This window comes from Actinoallomurus sp. NPDC052308, assembly GCF_040679195.1.
Lineage (GTDB): Bacteria > Actinomycetota > Actinomycetes > Streptosporangiales > Streptosporangiaceae > Actinoallomurus > Actinoallomurus liliacearum.
In genome coordinates, this window is the sequence record NZ_JBFAUM010000006.1 from 227,656 (window position 1) to 245,319 (window position 17,664).

Genomic DNA, 17,664 nt, shown 5'->3' on the forward strand with positions numbered 1-17,664 from the left:
GAGCATCGATGAACGACAAGACCCGCCGCCGGATGCGGACCGCGATCGTCGCCGGCGTCATCACGGGCGGCTCGATCGCCGCGACGGTGCCCGCCGTCGCGGCCACCACCACGCCGACCTGCAAGGGCACGGACCTCACGGTCTCGCTCGGCCGCGTCGACAGCGGCGCGGGGCAGCGGTACGCCACGCTGGACTTCGCGACGCTCGGCAAGAAGAGCTGCGTCCTGCGCAACGACCTGACGGGCCTCACGTTCCTGACGTCCGGTCCGGAGGGAGGGGCGCAGAGCGTTCCGGTCACCGTCACCCGGGCGTCCGGCTCCACCAAGGAGTCGCTCGTCCTCAAGCCCGGCGTGGTCGGCCACCTCGACCTGCACTGGTCCATCGTCGACACGCCGACCGTTCCGGACTCGCTGACGTTCTCCCTGCCGAACAGCGGCGGCCTCGGCGCCGCCCCGTGGCACGCGGCGGTCGGCCCGGACCACCACCTCGACCTGGGACACCTCCACTCCTGACCCGACGGCGCAGGGCCGGAGGCGGCGGTCTCGCCTCCGGCCTTTCTCAGGGCCTGAGGGTTGCTTCACGAAACCTACCGATGATGCAATGAGTTTCGTGACGAAACTCAATGTCCGCCCGGCCTCCACACCTCCGGCCGTCGACGCCGCGCCGACGGCCGGCGTACGGCCGTACGAGACCGGCGATGCCGCGCCGACGGTCAATGTGCGGCCGCACGAGGCCGGTGATGCCGCATCGGCGATCGGTGTGCGGCCGTACGAGGCCGGCGACCGGGAGGACGTGCTCGGGATGCGGCTCTCGGCGCGCAGCCTGTACCTCCGGTTCTTCGCCGGAACGCCGCGGCTCCCGTCCTTCTACGCGGAGGCGCTGAGCCGGGTGGACCACTGGGACCGCGCCGCGCTCGTCGCCGTGGCGGACACCGAGGTCGTGGGGATCGCCGAGTACGCGCGCGACGCGACACTGCCCGGCCTCGCGGACCTCGCGGTCCTGGTCGCGGACCCCTGGCAGCGTCGGGGCGTCGCCCGGCGGCTGGTCACCGACCTGACCGGGCTCGCGCGGGCCCGCGGGATCGCCGAGCTGCGCGCCGACGTCCTGGTGGAGAACCACGCCGCGCGGGCGGCGATCGGCAACGTGTGGCCGCACGCCGTCGCCGCCCGCGGCGACGAGGGCGGCCTGATCTACCGGATCCCTCTCTAGGACGGTTCGGACAGGGCGGCGAACTGCTCGTCGGTCAGGTCGATGTTCGCGGCGCCCATGTTCTCCTCGAGGTGCGCCACCGAGCCGGTGCCGGGGATCGGCAGCATCACCGGCGAGCGCCGGAGCAGCCAGGCCAGCGCGACCTGCGAGGGGGTGGCGTTCAGCTCCTTGGCGATCAGGTCAAGGTGTCCGCCCGGCTTGGCGAGCTCGCCCACGGCCAGCGGGAACCACGGGATGAACCCGATGCCCTCTCGCTCGCAGTAGTCCAGAACGTCCTCGGACTGGCGGTTGGTCAGGTTGTAGAGGTTCTGCACGGTGACGATCGGAACGATCTCGCGGGCCCGCTCGATCTCGTCGACACTGACCTCGGACAGCCCGATGTGCCGGATCTTGCCCTCGTCGCGCAGGTCGCGCAGCTCGCCGAGCTGGTCGGCGAGCGGCACCTCCGGGTCGATGCGGTGCAACTGGAACAGGTCGATCCGCTCCAGGCCGAGCCGGCGCAGGCTCATCAACGCCTCCTGGCGGAGGTACTTCGGCCGGCCGACCGGATGCCACTCGTTCGGCCCCGTCCGAACCAGGCCGGCCTTCGTGGCGATCTTCACTCCGTCGTACGGGTGCAGCGCCTCGTGGATCAGTTCCTCGGAGACGTACGGGCCGTACGAGTCGGCGGTGTCGATGAAGTCCACACCGAGTTCGACGGCGCGCCGCAGGACCCGCAGCGCCTCGTCACGGTCGGCCGGAGGACCCCAGACGCCGGGCCCGGTGATCCGCATGGCGCCGTACGCCAGACGATTTACGGTCAGGTCTCCACCGATGGCGAACGTGGTTTCGGTCATGCCGCAACCGTACCCAGCAGCATTATCGACGAAGTTTCCCCACCTCTGGAATAGGAGAACGCCGTCGAAAAGGGCAGGATGACTCCATGGAGCACCAGAACCTTCTCGGCGGGCCGGCCCCGACCGAGCTGCCGGACATCGACGAAGCCCGACAGTCCCTGGAGGCCGGCGTCGACCCCTTCGAGGTCGCCGCCCGCTTCCCGGCGTACGCGGCCGCCTGGGCCGAGCTCGCCGATCGCGCCTTCGGGAAGGGCGACGTGATCGAGTCGTACGCCTACGCGCGCACCGGTTACCACCGCGGACTCGACTCGCTCCGCCGCGCGGGGTGGAAGGGCCAGGGCCCGATCCCCTGGGAGCACGCGGCGAACCGCGGGTTCCTGCGCGCCTTGCACGCCCTCGGCCGGGCCGCCGCGGCGATCGGCGAGGAGGACGAGGCCGAGCGCTGCCGGACGTTCCTGCGGGACTCCAGCCCAACGGCGGTCGCGGTTCTGGCCACCTGACCGGCTCCTACCGTTTTCCTCGCGGTCATCCGGCGGGTACCCTCTGATCGCAAGAGCCCCTGTCGCTGCTGCTTGCGCCAGGGGCTTCGTCGATGCCAGGGGAGAGAGCTCCTATGCCGGCCATCGTGCTCGTCGGCGCCCAGTGGGGTGACGAAGGCAAGGGCAAGGCCACCGATATTCTCGGCGGCGACGTCGACTATGTCGTCCGATACCAGGGCGGCAACAACGCGGGGCACACCGTCGTCATCGGCGACCAGTCCTACGCCCTGCATCTGCTTCCGTCAGGGGTACTCTCCCCGGACGTCGTACCCGTGATCGGAAACGGCGTGGTCATCGACCCGGGAGTGCTGCTGGAGGAGATCGACGGCCTACAGGCGCGCGGGGTGAGCTGCGACCGGCTGTTGATCTCGGCCAACGCGCATTTGATCATGCCGCACCACAAGGCCCTCGACAAGGTGAGCGAGCGGTACCTCGGCAAGGCGCGGATCGGCACCACCGGCCGCGGCATCGGGCCGGCGTACGGCGACAAGATCGCCCGCATGGGCATCCGGGTGCAGGACCTGCTCGACCCCGGCATCCTGCGGCAGAAGCTCGAGCTCGCGCTGCGCGACAAGAACCAGATCCTCGCCAAGGTCTACAACCGGCGCGCCATCGATCTCGACCCGATCATCGAGGAGTACGTCGCGTACGGCGAGCGGCTGCGCCCGCACATCGCCGACACCGCGCTCGTCGTCAACAAGGCGCTCGAGGAGGGCAAGCTGGTCCTGCTCGAGGGCGCCCAGGGCACGCTCCTCGACGTCGACCACGGCACGTACCCCTTCGTCACGTCCTCCAGCCCGACCTCGGGCGGGGCGTGCGCGGGCTCGGGCGTCGGCCCGACCCGCATCACCAAGGTCATCGGCATCCTGAAGGCGTACACCACCCGCGTCGGCTCCGGACCGTTCCCCACCGAGCTGCTCGACGAGACGGGCGACTGGCTGCGCACGACCGGCGGCGAGTACGGCGTGACGACGGGCCGGAACCGCCGCTGCGGCTGGTTCGACGCGGTGATCGCCCGGTACGCCACACGCGTCAACGGTGTGACCGACTACTTCCTCACCAAGCTCGACGTGCTGTCGGGCCTGGAGAAGATCCCGGTCTGCGTGGCGTACGACATCGACGGCGAGCGCTGTGACGAGCTCCCGATGACGCAGACCGGGTTCCACCACGCCAAGCCGATCTACGAGGAGCTGGACGGCTGGCACGAGGACATCTCCGACTGCAAGACGTTCGAGGACCTGCCGAAGAAGGCGCAGGACTACGTCCGGGCGCTGGAGGAGATGTCGGGCGCCCAGATCAGCGCCATCGGCGTCGGGCCCGGCCGCGATCAGACACTTCAACTGCGCTCTCTCGTCTGACCTGCCGACTTGACGGCCCTGCCACTCGCAGGGCCGTCAAGTCGTGCGCGACCAGTCCGTCTTCGGGCTGGTCTTTTTTCGTGATGCCCTGGTACACCAAGATCACGGGCTGTAGTCTTTGCGACTTATATGAGTACTGCCCCGAAATGTGGCGCGCTCGCGTTTCCCCCTTCCCGCATCGAGGATCTGAGGAGCGATACATGACGGCGGTCGCCTTCGTCTGCCTGACGGCCGGGCTCCTGGTCGCCGTGGTGCTGCTCGTACGGGAGCGACAGATCGCCTCCCGGCTACGCCGGCAGGCCGGCGTGCTGGAGGAGACGGCCCGCATCCGTAACGAGGAACTGCGCTACCTGGTCACGGTGCGCGTCCCGGCGCTGGTGGAGTCCCTTTACGGCAAGCCGGTCGCGGTGCCCGGCCCGCGCAACCCGAGTTTCGCCGGAACCAGCGCCGAACAGGGCATTCGGGCGATTCTGGCGACATTCTCGGAATACGCGGAACGCGCGAAGGAGCGGGCCGACCAGGCGGCCAAGGTCACGGTGAAGGCCATGATGCGCGCCGTGCAGAGCCTGGCCAATGAACAGCAGCTCGCCATCTCCACCATGCAGGAACGTCACGACGACCCCGACGTGCTCGAGGGTCTCATGAAGGTCGACCACATGAACGCCCAGCTCGGCCGGCGCGCCCAGGCCACCGCCGTGCTCTGCGGGTCGTGGCCGGGCCAGCAGCGGTCCGCTGCCGGACTGGTCGACGTCGTACGTGGAGCCACCTCCCGCATCCGCGACTACCTGCGCATCGAGGTCCAGCCGCAGTCGAACGTCGCCGTCGTCAGCCGCGTGGTCGAGCCGGTGGTCCTGGCGGTCGCCGAGCTCCTGGACAACGCCGCCCGCCACTCCCAGCCGAACACCACCGTCGAGGTCAACTTCCGGCAGGCCCACAACGGCGTCGCCGTCGTGATCGACGACGCGGGCGTCGGCATGGACGCGGAGGAGATCCAGCGGGCCGATCGGATGCTGTCCGGGCGGGACTCCGTGGACATCAACCGGCTCGGCGACCCGCCGCAGGTCGGCTTCGCCGTCGTCGGCGTACTCGCCGCGCGGTACGGATTCCGGGTGACCGTCGACAGCAGCTCGCCGTACGGCGGGGTGCGCGCCGTCCTGTTCCTCCCCAGCGAGCTGCTCACCCGGCTCGACGCCGAACCGGCCCCCGCACGAAGCGAGCCGCAGCCCGTACGAGTCGAGCAGCCCGCGCCGAGCCTGCCGACCGCGCCCAGTCTCCCGACCGCGCCGAGCCTGTCCACGCCGCCCGCGCCGAGCCTCCCCACCATGCCGAGCCTCCCGAGCCGACCCCCCGCGCCGCCTATGCCGCCCGCACCGTCCGTGCCGCCTACGCCGCCCGCGCCCAGCCGGCCGACCACGCCGAGCCCGGTCTCGTCCACGCAAGAGGAGCAGCGCCCGGTCACCGCGAACGGCCTGCCGAAGCGTCGGCGCGTCACCGACACGGGCGAGCGGCCCGTACCGTCGACCGAGACGTCGCCCTCCATCCGCCCGCCGCGGGATGTCGCCGCCGGGATGGGCGCCTGGCAGCGCGGTACCCGAGCCGGCCGCGCCACTGGTTCTCCGGAGTCCGAAGGGAATATCGCCGAATGACGCAGGACGCGAACAACAAGCTCGGCTGGATGCTCGACGACGCCCTGAAAATGCCGGAGACCCGGCACGCCATCCTGCTGTCCGCGGACGGCCTGCTGATGGCCTACTCCGAGCGCATCAACCGTGACGACGCCGAACGCCACGCGGCCGGGATGTCCGGGCTGCAGTCGCTGGCTCGCAGCTCGGCGGAGTTCTGCGGCGACGCGCGCACCCCCTGGCGGCAGACCGTGACCGAGTTCGACGACGGATACGTCTTCCTCGTCGCCGCGGGTCCCGGCGCGTACCTCGCGGTCTCGACGACGGAGCGCGTCGACATGGAGGCGATCTCCTTCCGCCTGCAGGAACTCGTCCAGCGCCTGGGCAAGGAGCTGACCGCTCCGCCGAGACAGACCCCGGGCGGCATCACGGCATGAGCGAGCGAAGCGAGCGAAGCGAGCGCAGCGAGCGAAGCGAGAACACGGCGTCTCCGGTCCCTCCCCCGACGAAGGAGGACGCATGACTCCTAGTCGGCGGGAACGCGCTCTGGTCAGGCCGCACGTGGTGACGGGCGGGCGTGCCCGCCCGACCCGCAACATCTTCGACCTCGTCACGCTCGTCATGGCCGCGCGCACGGACATGACCGGCCTCAGCCCTGAGAAGCGCCGGGTCCTGGAGCTGTGCCGGGGCGGCGCCCTCTCGGTGGCCGAGGTCGCCGGTCACCTCTCTCTTCCCCTCAGCGTCGTCAAGGTCCTGCTCTCGGATCTGGTGGACAGCGGCCACATCGTGACCCGGGTCGGCGGGCCGGACGACGGCGAGACCTCGACCCGGCTTCTCCAGGAGGTGCTGAATGGACTCCGCGCTCGTCTCTGATGGCACCTATGTGCGCGAGACCGTACGGACCTCGGTCAAGCTGTTGATCGTCGGTCACTTCGCCGTCGGCAAGACGACGCTGGTCGGCACGCTGTCGGAGATCCGGCCGCTGCGCACCGAGGAGCGGATGACGCAGGCCGGCGCCTTGATCGACGACCTCGCCGGGGTCCCCGACAAGGAGACGACCACCGTCGCCATGGACTTCGGCCGGCTGACGCTGACCGACGACCTCGTGCTGTACCTGTTCGGCACTCCCGGGCAGCATCGGTTCACGCAGCTGTGGCACGACCTGTCGCGCGGGGCCCTGGGCGCGCTCGTGCTGGCGGACACCCGGCGGCTCGAGCAGTCCTTCGACATCATGGGCTTCCTGGAGGAGCAGAAGCTGCGGTACGCCGTCGCCATCAACCAGTTCGACGGCGCGCCGACCTTCGCCGAAGAGGAGCTGCGCGAAGCCCTCGACCTGCTGCCCTCGACGCCACTGATCACCTGCGACGCCCGGGACCGGGTGTCCTCGACCCGCGCGCTGATCACTCTCGTCGAGTACCTCATCGCGCTCCAGAACGGGAGCATTCGTGAGTTCTGACGCGTTCGCGGCCGGATGTCCCGCCCACGGCGGACGGACGCCGCTGTACGGTCCGGATTTCGCGGCCCGGCCGCAGCGTGTCTACGAGGCGCTACGCCGATACGGTCCGGTCGCTCCCGTCGAGCTGGCCCCGGGTGTCCCGGCGTCCCTCGTCATCTCGTACAGCGCCGCCCTCGACGTGCTGCGCGACCCCGTCTCCTTCCCGAAGGACGCCCGCCGGTGGCAGCAGGGCGTCCCGCCCGACTGCCCGGTCCTGCCGTTCATGATGTACCGGCCGGCCTGCAACCTGTCGGACGGCGCCGCGCACGTCCGGCTGCGCACGGCGATCGCCGACAGCCTGTCCAGGGTCGACGGGACCATCCTGCGCGAGTCCGTCGAGCGCAACGCCGAGGCGCTCATCCGGGGGTTCTCCGAGAAGGGCGCGGTGGACCTGCGCGCCGAGTACGCGCTGCTCCTGTCCGTCCTGGTGTTCAACGAGATCCTGGGCTGCCCCTCCGACATCGGGACCCGCATCGTCGTCGGGATGCGGGGTTTCGTCGAGAACGTCGACACGGCGAACAGCAACCAGATCATGATGAAGGCCGTGGCCGAACTGGTCGCGCTCAAGCGCGCCCGGCCGGACCAGGACCTGACGTCGTGGCTGATCGCCCACCCGGCCCAGCTGACCGACGAGGAGCTGATCGAGCAGATCGCCCTGCTCGTGGGCCTCGCCACCGAGCCGGAGCAGAACCTCATCGCCAACGCGCTGCTCCTGCTGCTGTCCGACGACCGGTTCGCCGGCGACCTGTCCGGCGGCAGCCTGCCCGTCGAGGACGCGATCGACGAGGTCCTGTGGGCCGACCCGCCGCTGGCGAACTGGGCGATCAGCTACCCCACGAAGGACGTCGACCTGCGCGGCGTACGGCTGCCGGCGGACCAGCCGGTCGTCATCGGCTTCGCGGCCGCCAACACCGACCCGGCGGCCGCGTCCACGAACCGGGCGGGCAACCGCGCCCACCTGGCCTGGGGGGCGGGTCCGCACAAGTGCCCGTCGCAGGGCGAGGCGCGCATGATCGCCTCGGTCGCCATCGAGAAGGTGCTCGACGCCCTGCCGGACATGGAGCTGGCCGTCCCCGCGAGTGGGCTGGAGTGGCGGCCCGGCTTCGCCCAGCGCGCCCTGGTCTCGCTGCCGGTGCGCTTCTCGCCCATTCACATTCCGCCACCGCCGACCCCCGGCGGTCAGGAGATGGGCCGGGCCGGCGGCCTGGCGACGGCGCTGCGCAACGCCGGTCCCCGGCGGAGCAATGCCCTGGTCCGCTGGTGGCGCGGCGACTGATCCCGCCTCCGGCGCGGCGGCTGAATCTGTCTCCGCGCGGCGACTGAGCCTGTGTTCCGCTCGGCGGCCGAGGCCGTCTGCGGCACGGTGACCGGGCAGGGCGCGCGGCGACTCGTCGCCGCGCTCAGCCGGCCGACGGCAGCCGCACCGTCACGACGAGACCGCCGCCCTCCCGGGGGACGGCGGTCACGGTACCGCCGTGGGCGGTCGCGATGGCGCGGACGATCGACAGTCCCAGACCGGTGCCCCGGTCGGAGCGCAGCCGGTCGCTCCGCAGCCGCCGGAACGGCTCGAACAGCGTCTCGACCTCGTAGGCCGGGACGACCGGGCCGGTGTTGGCGACGACGACCTCGGCGAACCGCGCGCTCCGCCGGGTGGACAGCCACACTCCACCGCCGTCGACGTTGTACCTGGTCGCGTTCTCGACCAGGTTCTGCACGAGCCGTTCCACGAGGACCGGGTCGCCCTCGGTCGGGGCGCGGTCGAGGGCGCGGCGCACGGTCAGGCCGCGGCCGTCCGTCTCGGCCTTGGCCTGGTCGAGGACGTGCGCGCCCACGTCGGCGAGATCGAGCGGTGACGTGTCGACGACGGAGTTCTCGCTGCCGGCGAGGGTGAGCAGCCCTTCGATGAGCCGCTCGTGCCGATCGCCGACGATGAGCAGCGACTCCCCGAGTCGCCTGACGTCCTCGCCGGCGCCCGGGCGGCGTACCGCCACGTCGATGAGGGTCCGGTTGATGGCCAGGGGCGTACGCAGCTCGTGGGAGGCGTTGTCGACGAACCTCCGCTGCCCCTCGAACGCCCGGGCCAGCCGCTCCAGCATCATGTCGAACGTGTCGGCCAGCTCTTTCACGTCGTCGCGCGGCCCGGTGTAGGCGATCCGCTCGGTGAGGTTGCGGCTGTGCGCCACGCGACGGGCGGTCTCGGTGATCCGGTGGACGGGCCGCAGCGCCCGGTCGGCGAAGAACCAGCCGAGCCCGAGCGCGGCCGCGCCCACGACCGCCAGCGCGATGCCGCCCTGGGTGAGCAGCGAGTCGAGCGTCTGCTGCGCCGAGTCCTCCCGCGCCTTCAGGAGCATGCCTTTCGTCTGCTTGGCGGTGTACACGATGTCGGGAGTGGGCCGGCCCGAGATCGCCTTGGCGGATGCGCCGCTCTCAATCTGGACGGCCGTCACGCCGGCCGGTCGGTCCGGCTGGATGTTGTTCTTGGCGAGGAGGTAGGTCAGGGTCAGCAGCACGATGCCGCCGACCAGGAACAGCCCGCCGTACACCAGTGTGAGCCGGACGCGGATCGTGGGCTGCAGCCGCTGTGCGAGTGGCCTCATGTGATGCGGTACCCCACTCCCTGGACGGTCTCCACGACGGGCGGGTCGCCGAGCTTGCGGCGGAGCTTCATCATCGTCACCCGTACGGTGTTGGTGAACGGGTCGGTGTGCTCGTCCCAGACCTTCTCCAGGAGCCGCTCCGCCGAGACGACCGCGCCGTCCGCGCGCAGCAGCTCGGCCAGCAGGCCGAACTCCTTGCGGGCCAGGTGCACGTAGCGCCCGTCCCGGTAGACCTCCCGCCGTGCGGGGTCGAGCCGGATCCCGGCGCGCTGCAGCGCGGGCGGGTCCGCCGGGCGGGCGCGCCGGCCGAGCGCGTGGATCCGGGCCACCAGCTCCTCGAAGGCGAACGGCTTGGTCAGGTAGTCGTCCGCGCCGAGCCCGAGCCCCTCCACCCGCGCCCGTACCGCGGCGGCGGCGGTGAGCATCAGCACCCGCACGTGCGCCCCGGACTCGACGACCGCCCGGCAGACGTCGTCGCCGTGCACGACCGGCAGGTCGCGGTCGAGCACGAGCACGTCGTAGTCGTTGACGCCGAGGAGTTCGAGCGCGGCGTCCCCGTCGTAGGCCACGTCCACGGCGAGGGCCTCCGCCCGCAGCCCCTCGGCGATCGAATCGGCGAGCATCCGCTCGTCCTCGGCGATGAGTACGCGCACGTTTCCCGTCCAGAACTCGTTCGACGAACGTCGTGGAACAGCGTGCGCCATCGCGCATAACGCCGGCATAACCACAACCGGTTACGCCCGGGTTATCGACCGACGATTTGACTCCTCGCAGTTCGCCGGGAAGCGCCCGGCGAAGTCGTGGGGAGACGACGCATGCGAAGAAAGACGATCCCGGCGCTGGTCCTGGCGCCCGCGCTCCTCTTCGGCCTGCCGGCCTGCGGGTCGGGGCACAAGACGACGAACGCCCAGGCCAGTGCCTCGAGTGATCTGGCGAAGATGCGGGCGTACGCCAAATGCATGCGGGCCAACGGCGTCAACATGGCCGACCCGCAGTCCGACGGGAACGGCAGGATACGGATCGATGTCCAGGGTGGCAGTGGCAAGCCGAACGCCGCGAAAGGCTCGGACGACCAGACGTTGAAGGCCGCCCAGGCCAAGTGCGGCCATCTGCAGCCGAACGGCGGGAAACCGAAGCGGCTCAGTGCGGCGGATCTGGCGAAGATGCGCGCGTACACCAAGTGCATGCGCCAGCACGGCGTCGACATGCCCGACCCGAATCCCGACGGCGGCATCGTGATGAAGCGCGAAAGCGCAACCGGTTCTCAGGGCCGCACCGGCGCCGACCCGGAGAGCCAGACGTTCAAGAGCGCGGACAAGGCCTGCGCCCAGTACCGGCCGGGCGGCGGCGGCCGGTCCCTCAACCGGAGTGGAAGTTGAGCAGGGTCCGCGTCGCGGCCCTTAGCGTGGCCGGCGTGGTCCTGGTCGGCGTCGCCGGTCTGGCGGCGGCCGGCCTGGGCGGCGGGGGTGGAACGCCCACCGGGCGCAGTTCCCTGCCGCCCGCGACCGCGCGGATCGAGCGGACCACGCTGGTGGAGACCCAGAAGGTGGACGGCACCCTCGGGTACGGCTCGACGCACACCATGGCCGGCGCGGGCGGCCGCGGCGTCCTGACGTGGCTGGCCGCGCCCGGCAGCGTGGTCTCGCGCGGCCGGTCCGCCTACCGGGTCGACGACCACCCGGTGCCGCTGCTGTACGGGGCGCTGCCGCTCTACCGGACCCTCGCCGACGGCACGAAGGGCCGGGACGTCCTGCAGTTCGAGCGGAACCTCCAGGCCCTGGGATACACGGGGTTCACGGTCGACAAGACTTACACCGCCGCGACCGCGGCGGCGGTGAAACGCTGGCAGGAGGACCTCGGCCTCGACGAGACCGGCAAGATCGCGCCCGGCTCCGTCCTGTTCGCGTCCGGCGCGATCCGGGTCGCCGAGCGGAAGGCGCAGGTCGGGGACCGGGCGAGCGGCCCGGTGCTCACCTACACCGGCACCACCCGGCAGGTGGACGTCGACCTCGACGTCCAGTATCAGCGGCTCGCCAAGAAGGGCGCCAAGGTGTCGGTGGAACTCCCCGGCGGCGGAACGACCAAGGGCCAGATCACCAAGGTCGGCAAGGTCGCCACGGCGGGTCAGGGCAACAACCCCACCACCGTCGCGGTCACCGTCACCGTCGACGACCAGGAGTCGCTGGGCTCCTACGACAAGGCGCCGGTGTCGGTCTACCTCACCAGCCAACGGCACCCGAACGTCCTCGCCGTGCCGATCGAGGCGCTGCTCGCCCAGGGCGACGGTGGCTACGGCGTGCAGGTCGTCGAGGGCGGGCGCGTCCGTACGGTCCCCGTGGAGACCGGCGCGTTCACCCAGGGCAAGGTGGAGATCTCCGGCTCCGGCCTGTCCGAGGGCATGAGCGTGGGGGTGCCGAAGTGAGCAGGCCCGAGCCCGAAGTGAGCGGGACCGTGGTGGACGGCCTCATGGTGCACGAGCCGGTCGTGGAACTGCGCGAGGTACGCAAGGAGTACCCGGGCGACGTCACGGCCCTGGACGGGGTGACGCTCCGGATCGAGGCCGGTGAGGCGGCCGCGATCGTCGGGCCGTCCGGCTCCGGTAAGTCGACGTTGCTGCACCTCATCGGCACGCTGGACCGGCCCAGCGCCGGCACGGTGCGTATCGAGGGCCGCGACGTGTCGACGATGTCGGATCGACGGCTCTCCGCGCTGCGGGCCCGGCGGATCGGTTTCGTCTTCCAGCAGTTCCACCTCGCCGCCGGGGTCGGCGCGCTGGACAACGTCGCCGACGGCCTGCTGTACGCCGGCGTTCCCCTGGCGGAACGCCGGCGCCGGGCACGCCTGGCCCTCGAACGCGTCGGCCTCGCCCACCGGCTCGGCCACCGGCCGCACCAGCTCTCGGGCGGGGAGAAGCAGCGGGTGGCGATCGCCCGCGCGGTGGTCGGCGAACCGGCGATGCTGCTGGCCGACGAGCCGACCGGCGCGCTGGACACCAGCACGGGCGCCGGGGTGATGGGCCTACTCCGCGAACTGGCCGCGGGCGGCACGACGGTCATCGTGATCACCCACGATCGCGACATCGCCGCGACGCTGCCCCGCCAGATCCGGATGCGCGACGGCCGGGTCGTGGCGGACGACGTACGGGTGGAGGCCGCACCATGATGAGTGGAGAAGAGCCGGCGCGGCTGAGCCCCCGGGACGCGGTCCGGGTCGGCGCGGCGGGGCTGCGCGCCCGCCCGCTGCGGGTGTTCCTGTCCGCTCTGGGGATCGCGATCGGCATCGCGGCGATGGTCGGCGTGGTCGGGATCTCGACCTCCAGCCGGGCGCAGCTCCAGGCCACGCTGGAGCGGCTGGGCACGAACATGCTCACCGTGGCCCCCGGCAAGGACTTCTTCGGCTCCGACGCCGAGCTTCCCAAGGAGTCGGTCGCGATGATCTGCCGGATGACCGACGTCCTGTCCGCGTCCGCCACCGGCAAGGTCACCGACACGAACGTCTACCGCAACGATCACATCAGCGCGGGGGAGACCGGCGGCATCGCCGTCCTCGCGAGCCGCCTCGACCTGCCCCGTACGGCCGGTCTGAGCGTGGCCGCCGGGACCTGGCTCAACGCGGCCACGGGCCGGTACCCGGCCGTCGTGCTCGGCTCGGACGCGGCGGACGCGCTCGGTGTCGCCCAACCGGGCGTCCAGGTCTGGCTCGGCTCACAGTGGTTCACCGTCGTCGGCATCCTGAACCGGGCGGAGCTCGCGCCGGAGCTGGACTCGGCCGCGCTGGTCGGCTGGGACGTGGCGGTCGCGCGGCTCGGCTTCGACGGCCACCCCACCACCGTCTACACGCGGGCGAAGGAGGACGCGGTGCAGCGCGTACGGGACCTGCTCGCCGCCACCGCCAACCCCGAGTCGCCGACCGCGGTCGAGGTCAGCCGCCCGTCCGACGCGCTGGCCGCGCAGAACGCCAGCGACAAGGCGTTCACCGGGCTCCTCCTCGGCTTGGGCGCGGTGGCGCTCCTGGTCGGTGGGGTCGGGGTCGCGAACACCATGGTGATCTCGGTGCTGGAACGCCGCGCCGAGATCGGCCTGCGGCGCTCCCTGGGCGCGACGCGCGGTCAGGTCAGGCTGCAGTTCCTCACCGAGTCCCAGCTGCTGGCGGCGCTCGGCGGCGTGGGCGGCGTGACGCTGGGCATCCTCGTCACGGCGGTGTTCGCGGTGACGCAGGGCTGGCCGACGGTCGTCCCGCCGTGGGCGATGGCCGGCGGGATCGGCGCCACGCTGGTCATCGGCGGGATCGCCGGCCTGTACCCCGCCATCCGCGCCGCCCGGCTCTCCCCCACCGAGGCCCTCGCCACCCCGTGACTCAGGAACCAGGCGCGCGTAGCGCCACAAAATCCCCACCCCGTTCGGCGCCGTGAGCCGGGGATCCCAACGGAGCCGAACGGAATGCTCGGTGAACGCGAGCGCGAACCAGGACGAAATCCGCAGTTCGCCGCCCGTTTCATGCGTTCGCCGAGCCTTCCGTACGGCCAGGGGCCAGGTCGTCAGGTCACGGCAAGGTGGCTGCGGTGGTGCCGTGGGGTCTCGGCCTCGTCGAGCAGGACGAGGGCGAAGTCCGCGTAGGAGATGCGCGCCGCGGCGTCACCGTGTTCGCGGAGCTCGTAATGGCCGGTGCGCTCCCCCTCATGGTCGAAGTCGCCGGCCGGGCTGACGTACACCCAGTCCAGCGTGCCGCCGTCGCCGCGAAGCACCTCCAGACCGGCGGCGTGGGCCAGGCAGAAGGGCCGGAACTCGGCGGGGAAACCGGGCGCGTCCAACTGCCGGACCCCATCGGACCCGGGCAGCAACACCGACAGCCCGACCGCGACGAGCCTGTCCACTCCGGCCTGCCGCAAGCCCTTGACCAGGGCGTGTGCGGCACCGGTGAAGAAGGCGTCGGGGTCGGTTCCCGCGCCGTACACCGCGGCCGCGTTGATCGCGGCGTCGTGCCCGGCCGCGAGGGTGGCGACGTCCGCCACGTCGGTGACGTCCCCGGCGGCGATCCGTACGCCATCGTCCGCCAGGCCGCCGTAGCGGGACGGGTCACGGACCACCGCGGTGACCTGGTGTCCACGCCGGCGCGCTTCGGCGACGGCCTGCCGGCCGGCCCGGCCACCGGCCCCGAAAATCACGAACCTGCTCATCGTCGGAATACCTCCCGTTGACTCGATGCTCCCGGAAGGTATCCGCCAGGCCGGTTACCTCCTGGATACCGAGACCGGCCACCGGCCCGGCCGACAGGCAGGAGACACCATGACGCACCGGCAGCCGCTGCCTCCTGACATGTTCGACGAACTGTGCCCGTCCTCGCTGTCGCCGTTCCGCTTCGGCGACAAGTGGGCGGGTCTGGTCATTCGCTGCCTGGAAGACGGCCCCCGCCGCTTCTCCGAGCTCCGCGTGCCCCTGCACCGCGTCACCCCGAAAGTGCTCACCCAGTCGCTACGCCGCCTGGAGCGAGACGGGCTCGTCTCCCGCACGGTGCACGCCGACCCGACACTGGGGGTGGAGTACGCGCTGACGCCGCTGGGCCGCAGCATGCTCGGGCCGCTGGAGGCCGCGTGCGCGTGGGCGGCGGAGCACTGGGACGAGCTGCTCGACGCGCGGGAGCAGTACACGGCCCCATGACCAGCCGGCTCCGCCGCCCTCCGGCACGGCGCGAAGGCGGCGAAACGGGCCCGTACGCTGTGGTGGGTGGAGATCCAAGGACACCGCGGGGCGCGGGGACTGTGGCCGGAGAACACCATCCCGGGGTTCGCGAGAACGCTCGAGCTGGGTGTCGACGTGCTGGAGCTGGACGTCGCGCTCACCGCGGACGGCGTCCCGGTGCTCCATCACGACCAGGCGCTGAACGCCGGGACGGTACGGGACCGGGGGCCGTACCGGCCGCGCGACCCGCTGTTCCCGTACGTCGGCCGGCCGATCCGAAAGCTCACGCTCGCGCAGATCAAGACGCTCGACGCGGGCATCCAGAACAAGCGGTTCGCGGCCACGCAGACGCCGATCCCCGGCGCTGAGGTGCCGACGCTGGCGGAGCTGTGCGAGCTGGTCGCCCCGCACGACGTGCGGCTGGCCGTGGAGATCAAGACCGACCCGTCCTGGCCGGACGTCGAGACGATCACGGTCGCGGCCGTGAAGGTGCTGGAGTCGTACGGCCTGGCGGAGCGGTCGCGGCTGCTGGCGTTCGACTGGCGGGTGCTGGGCGTGGCGCGGGAGCTGCTGCCCGGCGGGGACCGCGTCGCACTGGTCGAGCCGGACACCCTCGACGCGTCGTGGATGGCCGGGCGGGATCCGGCGGGCGGCCTGATCGCCGCCGCGGCCGACGCCGGGGCGACCATGATCTCCCCCAAGAGGGTCATGGTCGTCCCGGAACTGGTCGCGGCGGCGCACGCGCGGGACCTGCGCGTCGTCCCCTGGACGGTCAACGAGCCGGCGGAGATGCGACGGCACATCGCGTTCGGCGTGGACGCGATCGTCACCGACTACCCCGACCGCCTCCGGACGGTGCTCGGCCGCTGAGCCGGGCTCGCAGTCAGGCGGCGCTCAGAGCCAGCCGTTGCGGCGGAAGCCGCGGTAGAGGACGAAACAGGCCGTCACGATGACGCCGACGGCCAGCAGGTAGCCGTACTTCCAGTGCAGCTCCGGCATGTACTTGAAGTTCATGCCGTACACCCCGGTGATCGCCGTCGGCATCGCGAGGATCGCCGCCCACGCGGAGATCTTGCGCATGTCGTGGTTGTCGGTGACGGTCACCTGGGTCAGGTGCGCCTGGAGGATCGGGGTGAGCAGCTCGTCGCAGGACTCGACCTGCTCGCGCACGCGGGCGAGGTGGTCGTCCACGTCGCGGAAGTACTCGCGGATCTCGGTCGGGACGAACCGGCGGGCCGCGAGGTTGCGCAGCGGACCGGACAGGGGGCCGACGGCCCGCTTGAGCTGGATGACCTCGCGCTTCAACCGGTAGATCCGCTCGGCCTGGTTGGTGGCGTCGGCGGAGAAGACGTTCTCTTCGACCTCGTCGATGTCCTGCTGGACCGCGTCGCCCACGGAGATGTAGTCGTCGACCACCCGGTCGATGATCGCGTGCAGGACGGCGGCGGGGCCGAGGGCCAGGCGCTCGGGGGTGTCCTCGAGACGCCGCCGGACGGGGGCGAGCGCGCCGTGCTCGCCGTGCCGTACGGTCACGAGGAAGTCGGGCCCGCAGAAGATCATGATCTCGCCGGTGCGCACGGTCTCCGTGCCGGCGCGCTCGACGTAGCCGACCGTCTTCATGACGATGAACTGCACGTCGTCGTAGCGCTCCAGCTTCGGCCGCTGGTGGGCGTGGACGGCGTCCTCGACGGCGAGCGGGTGCAGGCCGAACACCTCCGACAGCCGCTCCAGCTCGGCGGCGTCGGGCTCGTGCAGCCCGACCCAGACGAATCGGTTGCGCGGCTCGGCGCCCTCGGGGAGGTCGTCGGGGGCGCGGACCAGCTCGACGGCCTCGGCGAGGCTGTCGGTGTCGACGCGCTTGCCGTCGACGTACGCGGCCCAGTCGATGAGGGCGGAGCGCTGGTTGATCGACTCACCGGCCGAGATGCGGCCGGGGCGGGCGAGCGGCTTGAACAGGACGCGGGTGGCGCGTCCGGGGCGAACCCTGGTCATGGCCATGGGGGATCCTTCCCTGGCCCGGCCGCACGCGCGACGGCGCGCGTCGACCCGAGGTCAGAGCGTGGATCGCGCGCCGGAGGCGGCCGGACGCCGAGTAGAGATGGTCGGACTGTGAGGAGGCTCGGCGTTACCGCAAGGATCGCCAGGACTCATTTCGACCACCTCCTTCGGGTCGTCGGCGTCAGAGCACGGGCTCTGAGGTTACACCGGGTAATAAGGACGCCCGGCGGCGGCCATCGGTTCACAGGGTTCCCGGATCTCCCGAAAAATCACTGCTGTAGGGATCAACGTCGGCGGGCCGTCGTCGCTTCCCTCCCCACCCCGGAAGATCC

General features: G+C 71.4%; 20 protein-coding genes. 15 read left to right on the forward strand and 5 right to left on the reverse strand.

The features are described from left to right. Window positions 1-8 precede the first annotated feature (8 nt). Window positions 9-512, forward strand: coding sequence for a DUF4232 domain-containing protein (locus AB0L00_RS19935; protein ID WP_364435982.1), 504 nt, complete (start codon window positions 9-11; stop codon window positions 510-512). Window positions 513-609: 97 nt separating this feature from the next. Beyond that, entirely contained in the window at window positions 610-1,209 is a 600-nt protein-coding gene (locus AB0L00_RS19940) for a GNAT family N-acetyltransferase (protein WP_364435985.1), read from the forward strand. On the opposite strand, the gene AB0L00_RS19945 is transcribed toward AB0L00_RS19940, so the two are convergent. Then, a complete protein-coding gene (locus tag AB0L00_RS19945; RefSeq protein ID WP_364435988.1) occupies window positions 1,206-2,045 on the reverse strand; it encodes an aldo/keto reductase in 840 nt (279 codons plus the stop codon). The two genes, AB0L00_RS19940 and AB0L00_RS19945, sit on opposite strands and share 4 nt — an antisense overlap. An 86-nt stretch (window positions 2,046-2,131) precedes the next feature. Between AB0L00_RS19945 and AB0L00_RS19950 the strand changes: the two genes are divergently transcribed. The 7 genes from AB0L00_RS19950 to AB0L00_RS19980 all read left to right on the forward strand — a co-directional run bounded on the left by AB0L00_RS19950 (window position 2,132) and on the right by AB0L00_RS19980 (window position 8,335). After that, a complete protein-coding gene (locus AB0L00_RS19950; RefSeq protein ID WP_364435991.1) occupies window positions 2,132-2,545 on the forward strand; it encodes a DUF3151 domain-containing protein in 414 nt (137 codons plus the stop codon). A 113-nt stretch (window positions 2,546-2,658) separates the two neighbouring features. Then, a complete protein-coding gene (locus AB0L00_RS19955) occupies window positions 2,659-3,942 on the forward strand; it encodes an adenylosuccinate synthase (RefSeq protein ID WP_364435993.1) in 1,284 nt (427 codons plus the stop codon). A 200-nt stretch (window positions 3,943-4,142) separates the two neighbouring features. Beyond that, on the forward strand, window positions 4,143-5,588 hold the full coding sequence (locus tag AB0L00_RS19960; RefSeq protein ID WP_364435996.1) for an ATP-binding protein: 1,446 nt from the start codon (window positions 4,143-4,145) through the stop codon (window positions 5,586-5,588). Next, complete coding sequence (locus AB0L00_RS19965; protein WP_364435999.1) at window positions 5,585-6,001, forward strand: roadblock/LC7 domain-containing protein; 417 nt, start codon at window positions 5,585-5,587, stop codon at window positions 5,999-6,001. Before AB0L00_RS19960 ends, AB0L00_RS19965 begins: the two co-directional genes overlap by 4 nt. A gap of 82 nt (window positions 6,002-6,083) precedes the next feature. After that, window positions 6,084-6,437, forward strand: a complete 354-nt coding sequence (locus tag AB0L00_RS19970) for a DUF742 domain-containing protein (RefSeq protein ID WP_345366818.1) — start codon at window positions 6,084-6,086, stop codon at window positions 6,435-6,437. Beyond that, on the forward strand, window positions 6,415-7,020 hold the full coding sequence (locus tag AB0L00_RS19975) for an ATP/GTP-binding protein (RefSeq protein WP_364404451.1): 606 nt from the start codon (window positions 6,415-6,417) through the stop codon (window positions 7,018-7,020). The genes AB0L00_RS19970 and AB0L00_RS19975 overlap by 23 nt, the downstream gene beginning before the upstream one ends. Then, window positions 7,010-8,335, forward strand: coding sequence for a cytochrome P450 (locus AB0L00_RS19980; RefSeq protein WP_364436002.1), 1,326 nt, complete (start codon window positions 7,010-7,012; stop codon window positions 8,333-8,335). The genes AB0L00_RS19975 and AB0L00_RS19980 overlap by 11 nt, the downstream gene beginning before the upstream one ends. A gap of 124 nt (window positions 8,336-8,459) precedes the next feature. On the opposite strand, the gene AB0L00_RS19985 is transcribed toward AB0L00_RS19980, so the two are convergent. Together AB0L00_RS19985 and AB0L00_RS19990 are read right to left on the reverse strand one after the other, a co-directional pair. Then, the gene (locus AB0L00_RS19985; RefSeq protein WP_364436004.1) at window positions 8,460-9,656 is read right to left on the reverse strand and encodes an ATP-binding protein; all 1,197 of its coding nucleotides are present in this window, start codon (window positions 9,654-9,656) and stop codon (window positions 8,460-8,462) included. Continuing rightward, window positions 9,653-10,309 carry a response regulator transcription factor gene (locus tag AB0L00_RS19990; protein WP_364436006.1) on the reverse strand — a complete coding sequence of 219 codons (657 nt, stop codon included), beginning with the start codon at window positions 10,307-10,309 and terminating at the stop codon, window positions 9,653-9,655. Before AB0L00_RS19990 ends, AB0L00_RS19985 begins: the two co-directional genes overlap by 4 nt. Before the next feature lie 162 nt (window positions 10,310-10,471). Here AB0L00_RS19990 and AB0L00_RS19995 point away from each other — a divergent pair, with 162 nt between their 5' ends. The 4 genes from AB0L00_RS19995 to AB0L00_RS20010 are packed head-to-tail and all read left to right on the forward strand — an operon-like array spanning window position 10,472 to window position 14,011. Then, window positions 10,472-11,035, forward strand: coding sequence for a hypothetical protein (locus AB0L00_RS19995; protein WP_364436009.1), 564 nt, complete (start codon window positions 10,472-10,474; stop codon window positions 11,033-11,035). Beyond that, complete coding sequence (locus AB0L00_RS20000; protein WP_364436011.1) at window positions 11,032-12,078, forward strand: peptidoglycan-binding protein; 1,047 nt, start codon at window positions 11,032-11,034, stop codon at window positions 12,076-12,078. The genes AB0L00_RS19995 and AB0L00_RS20000 overlap by 4 nt, the downstream gene beginning before the upstream one ends. 44 nt (window positions 12,079-12,122) lie before the next feature. Next, window positions 12,123-12,818, forward strand: coding sequence for an ABC transporter ATP-binding protein (locus AB0L00_RS20005; RefSeq protein ID WP_364436251.1), 696 nt, complete (start codon window positions 12,123-12,125; stop codon window positions 12,816-12,818). Continuing rightward, window positions 12,815-14,011 (forward strand): ABC transporter permease, encoded by a 1,197-nt coding sequence (locus AB0L00_RS20010; protein WP_364436014.1) that lies wholly within the window; start codon window positions 12,815-12,817, stop codon window positions 14,009-14,011. Before AB0L00_RS20005 ends, AB0L00_RS20010 begins: the two co-directional genes overlap by 4 nt. A gap of 182 nt (window positions 14,012-14,193) precedes the next feature. Here the strand turns inward: AB0L00_RS20010 and AB0L00_RS20015 are convergent, their stop codons facing one another. Further along, window positions 14,194-14,832: an NAD(P)H-binding protein gene (locus AB0L00_RS20015; RefSeq protein ID WP_364436017.1), complete on the reverse strand. Its 639-nt coding sequence runs from the start codon at window positions 14,830-14,832 to the stop codon at window positions 14,194-14,196. A gap of 109 nt (window positions 14,833-14,941) precedes the next feature. Between AB0L00_RS20015 and AB0L00_RS20020 the strand changes: the two genes are divergently transcribed. Beyond that, complete coding sequence (locus AB0L00_RS20020) at window positions 14,942-15,313, forward strand: helix-turn-helix domain-containing protein (RefSeq protein ID WP_364436020.1); 372 nt, start codon at window positions 14,942-14,944, stop codon at window positions 15,311-15,313. A 66-nt stretch (window positions 15,314-15,379) separates the two neighbouring features. Next, window positions 15,380-16,204, forward strand: coding sequence for a glycerophosphodiester phosphodiesterase family protein (locus tag AB0L00_RS20025; protein WP_364436022.1), 825 nt, complete (start codon window positions 15,380-15,382; stop codon window positions 16,202-16,204). 24 nt (window positions 16,205-16,228) lie between these two features. On the opposite strand, the gene corA is transcribed toward AB0L00_RS20025, so the two are convergent. Further along, window positions 16,229-17,332, reverse strand: a complete 1,104-nt coding sequence (gene corA / locus AB0L00_RS20030; RefSeq protein ID WP_364436025.1) for a magnesium/cobalt transporter CorA — start codon at window positions 17,330-17,332, stop codon at window positions 16,229-16,231. Between the last annotated feature and the right edge of the window lie 332 nt (window positions 17,333-17,664).

Coding starts and splice junctions, on each gene's coding strand:
- AB0L00_RS20005 (WP_364436251.1), top strand. CDS start 12,123: ATGGTGCACGAGCCGGTCGTGGAACTGCGCGAGGTACGCAAGGAGTAC.
- AB0L00_RS19995 (WP_364436009.1), top strand. CDS start 10,472: ATGCGAAGAAAGACGATCCCGGCGCTGGTCCTGGCGCCCGCGCTCCTC.
- AB0L00_RS19935 (WP_364435982.1), top strand. CDS start 9: ATGAACGACAAGACCCGCCGCCGGATGCGGACCGCGATCGTCGCCGGC.
- AB0L00_RS19955 (WP_364435993.1), top strand. CDS start 2,659: ATGCCGGCCATCGTGCTCGTCGGCGCCCAGTGGGGTGACGAAGGCAAG.
- AB0L00_RS19970 (WP_345366818.1), top strand. CDS start 6,084: ATGACTCCTAGTCGGCGGGAACGCGCTCTGGTCAGGCCGCACGTGGTG.
- AB0L00_RS19950 (WP_364435991.1), top strand. CDS start 2,132: ATGGAGCACCAGAACCTTCTCGGCGGGCCGGCCCCGACCGAGCTGCCG.
- AB0L00_RS20015 (WP_364436017.1), bottom strand. CDS start 14,832: ATGAGCAGGTTCGTGATTTTCGGGGCCGGTGGCCGGGCCGGCCGGCAG.
- AB0L00_RS19985 (WP_364436004.1), bottom strand. CDS start 9,656: ATGAGGCCACTCGCACAGCGGCTGCAGCCCACGATCCGCGTCCGGCTC.
- corA (WP_364436025.1), bottom strand. CDS start 17,332: ATGGCCATGACCAGGGTTCGCCCCGGACGCGCCACCCGCGTCCTGTTC.
- AB0L00_RS20020 (WP_364436020.1), top strand. CDS start 14,942: ATGACGCACCGGCAGCCGCTGCCTCCTGACATGTTCGACGAACTGTGC.
- AB0L00_RS19945 (WP_364435988.1), bottom strand. CDS start 2,045: ATGACCGAAACCACGTTCGCCATCGGTGGAGACCTGACCGTAAATCGT.
- AB0L00_RS19960 (WP_364435996.1), top strand. CDS start 4,143: ATGACGGCGGTCGCCTTCGTCTGCCTGACGGCCGGGCTCCTGGTCGCC.
- AB0L00_RS19965 (WP_364435999.1), top strand. CDS start 5,585: ATGACGCAGGACGCGAACAACAAGCTCGGCTGGATGCTCGACGACGCC.
- AB0L00_RS20010 (WP_364436014.1), top strand. CDS start 12,815: ATGATGAGTGGAGAAGAGCCGGCGCGGCTGAGCCCCCGGGACGCGGTC.
- AB0L00_RS19975 (WP_364404451.1), top strand. CDS start 6,415: ATGGACTCCGCGCTCGTCTCTGATGGCACCTATGTGCGCGAGACCGTA.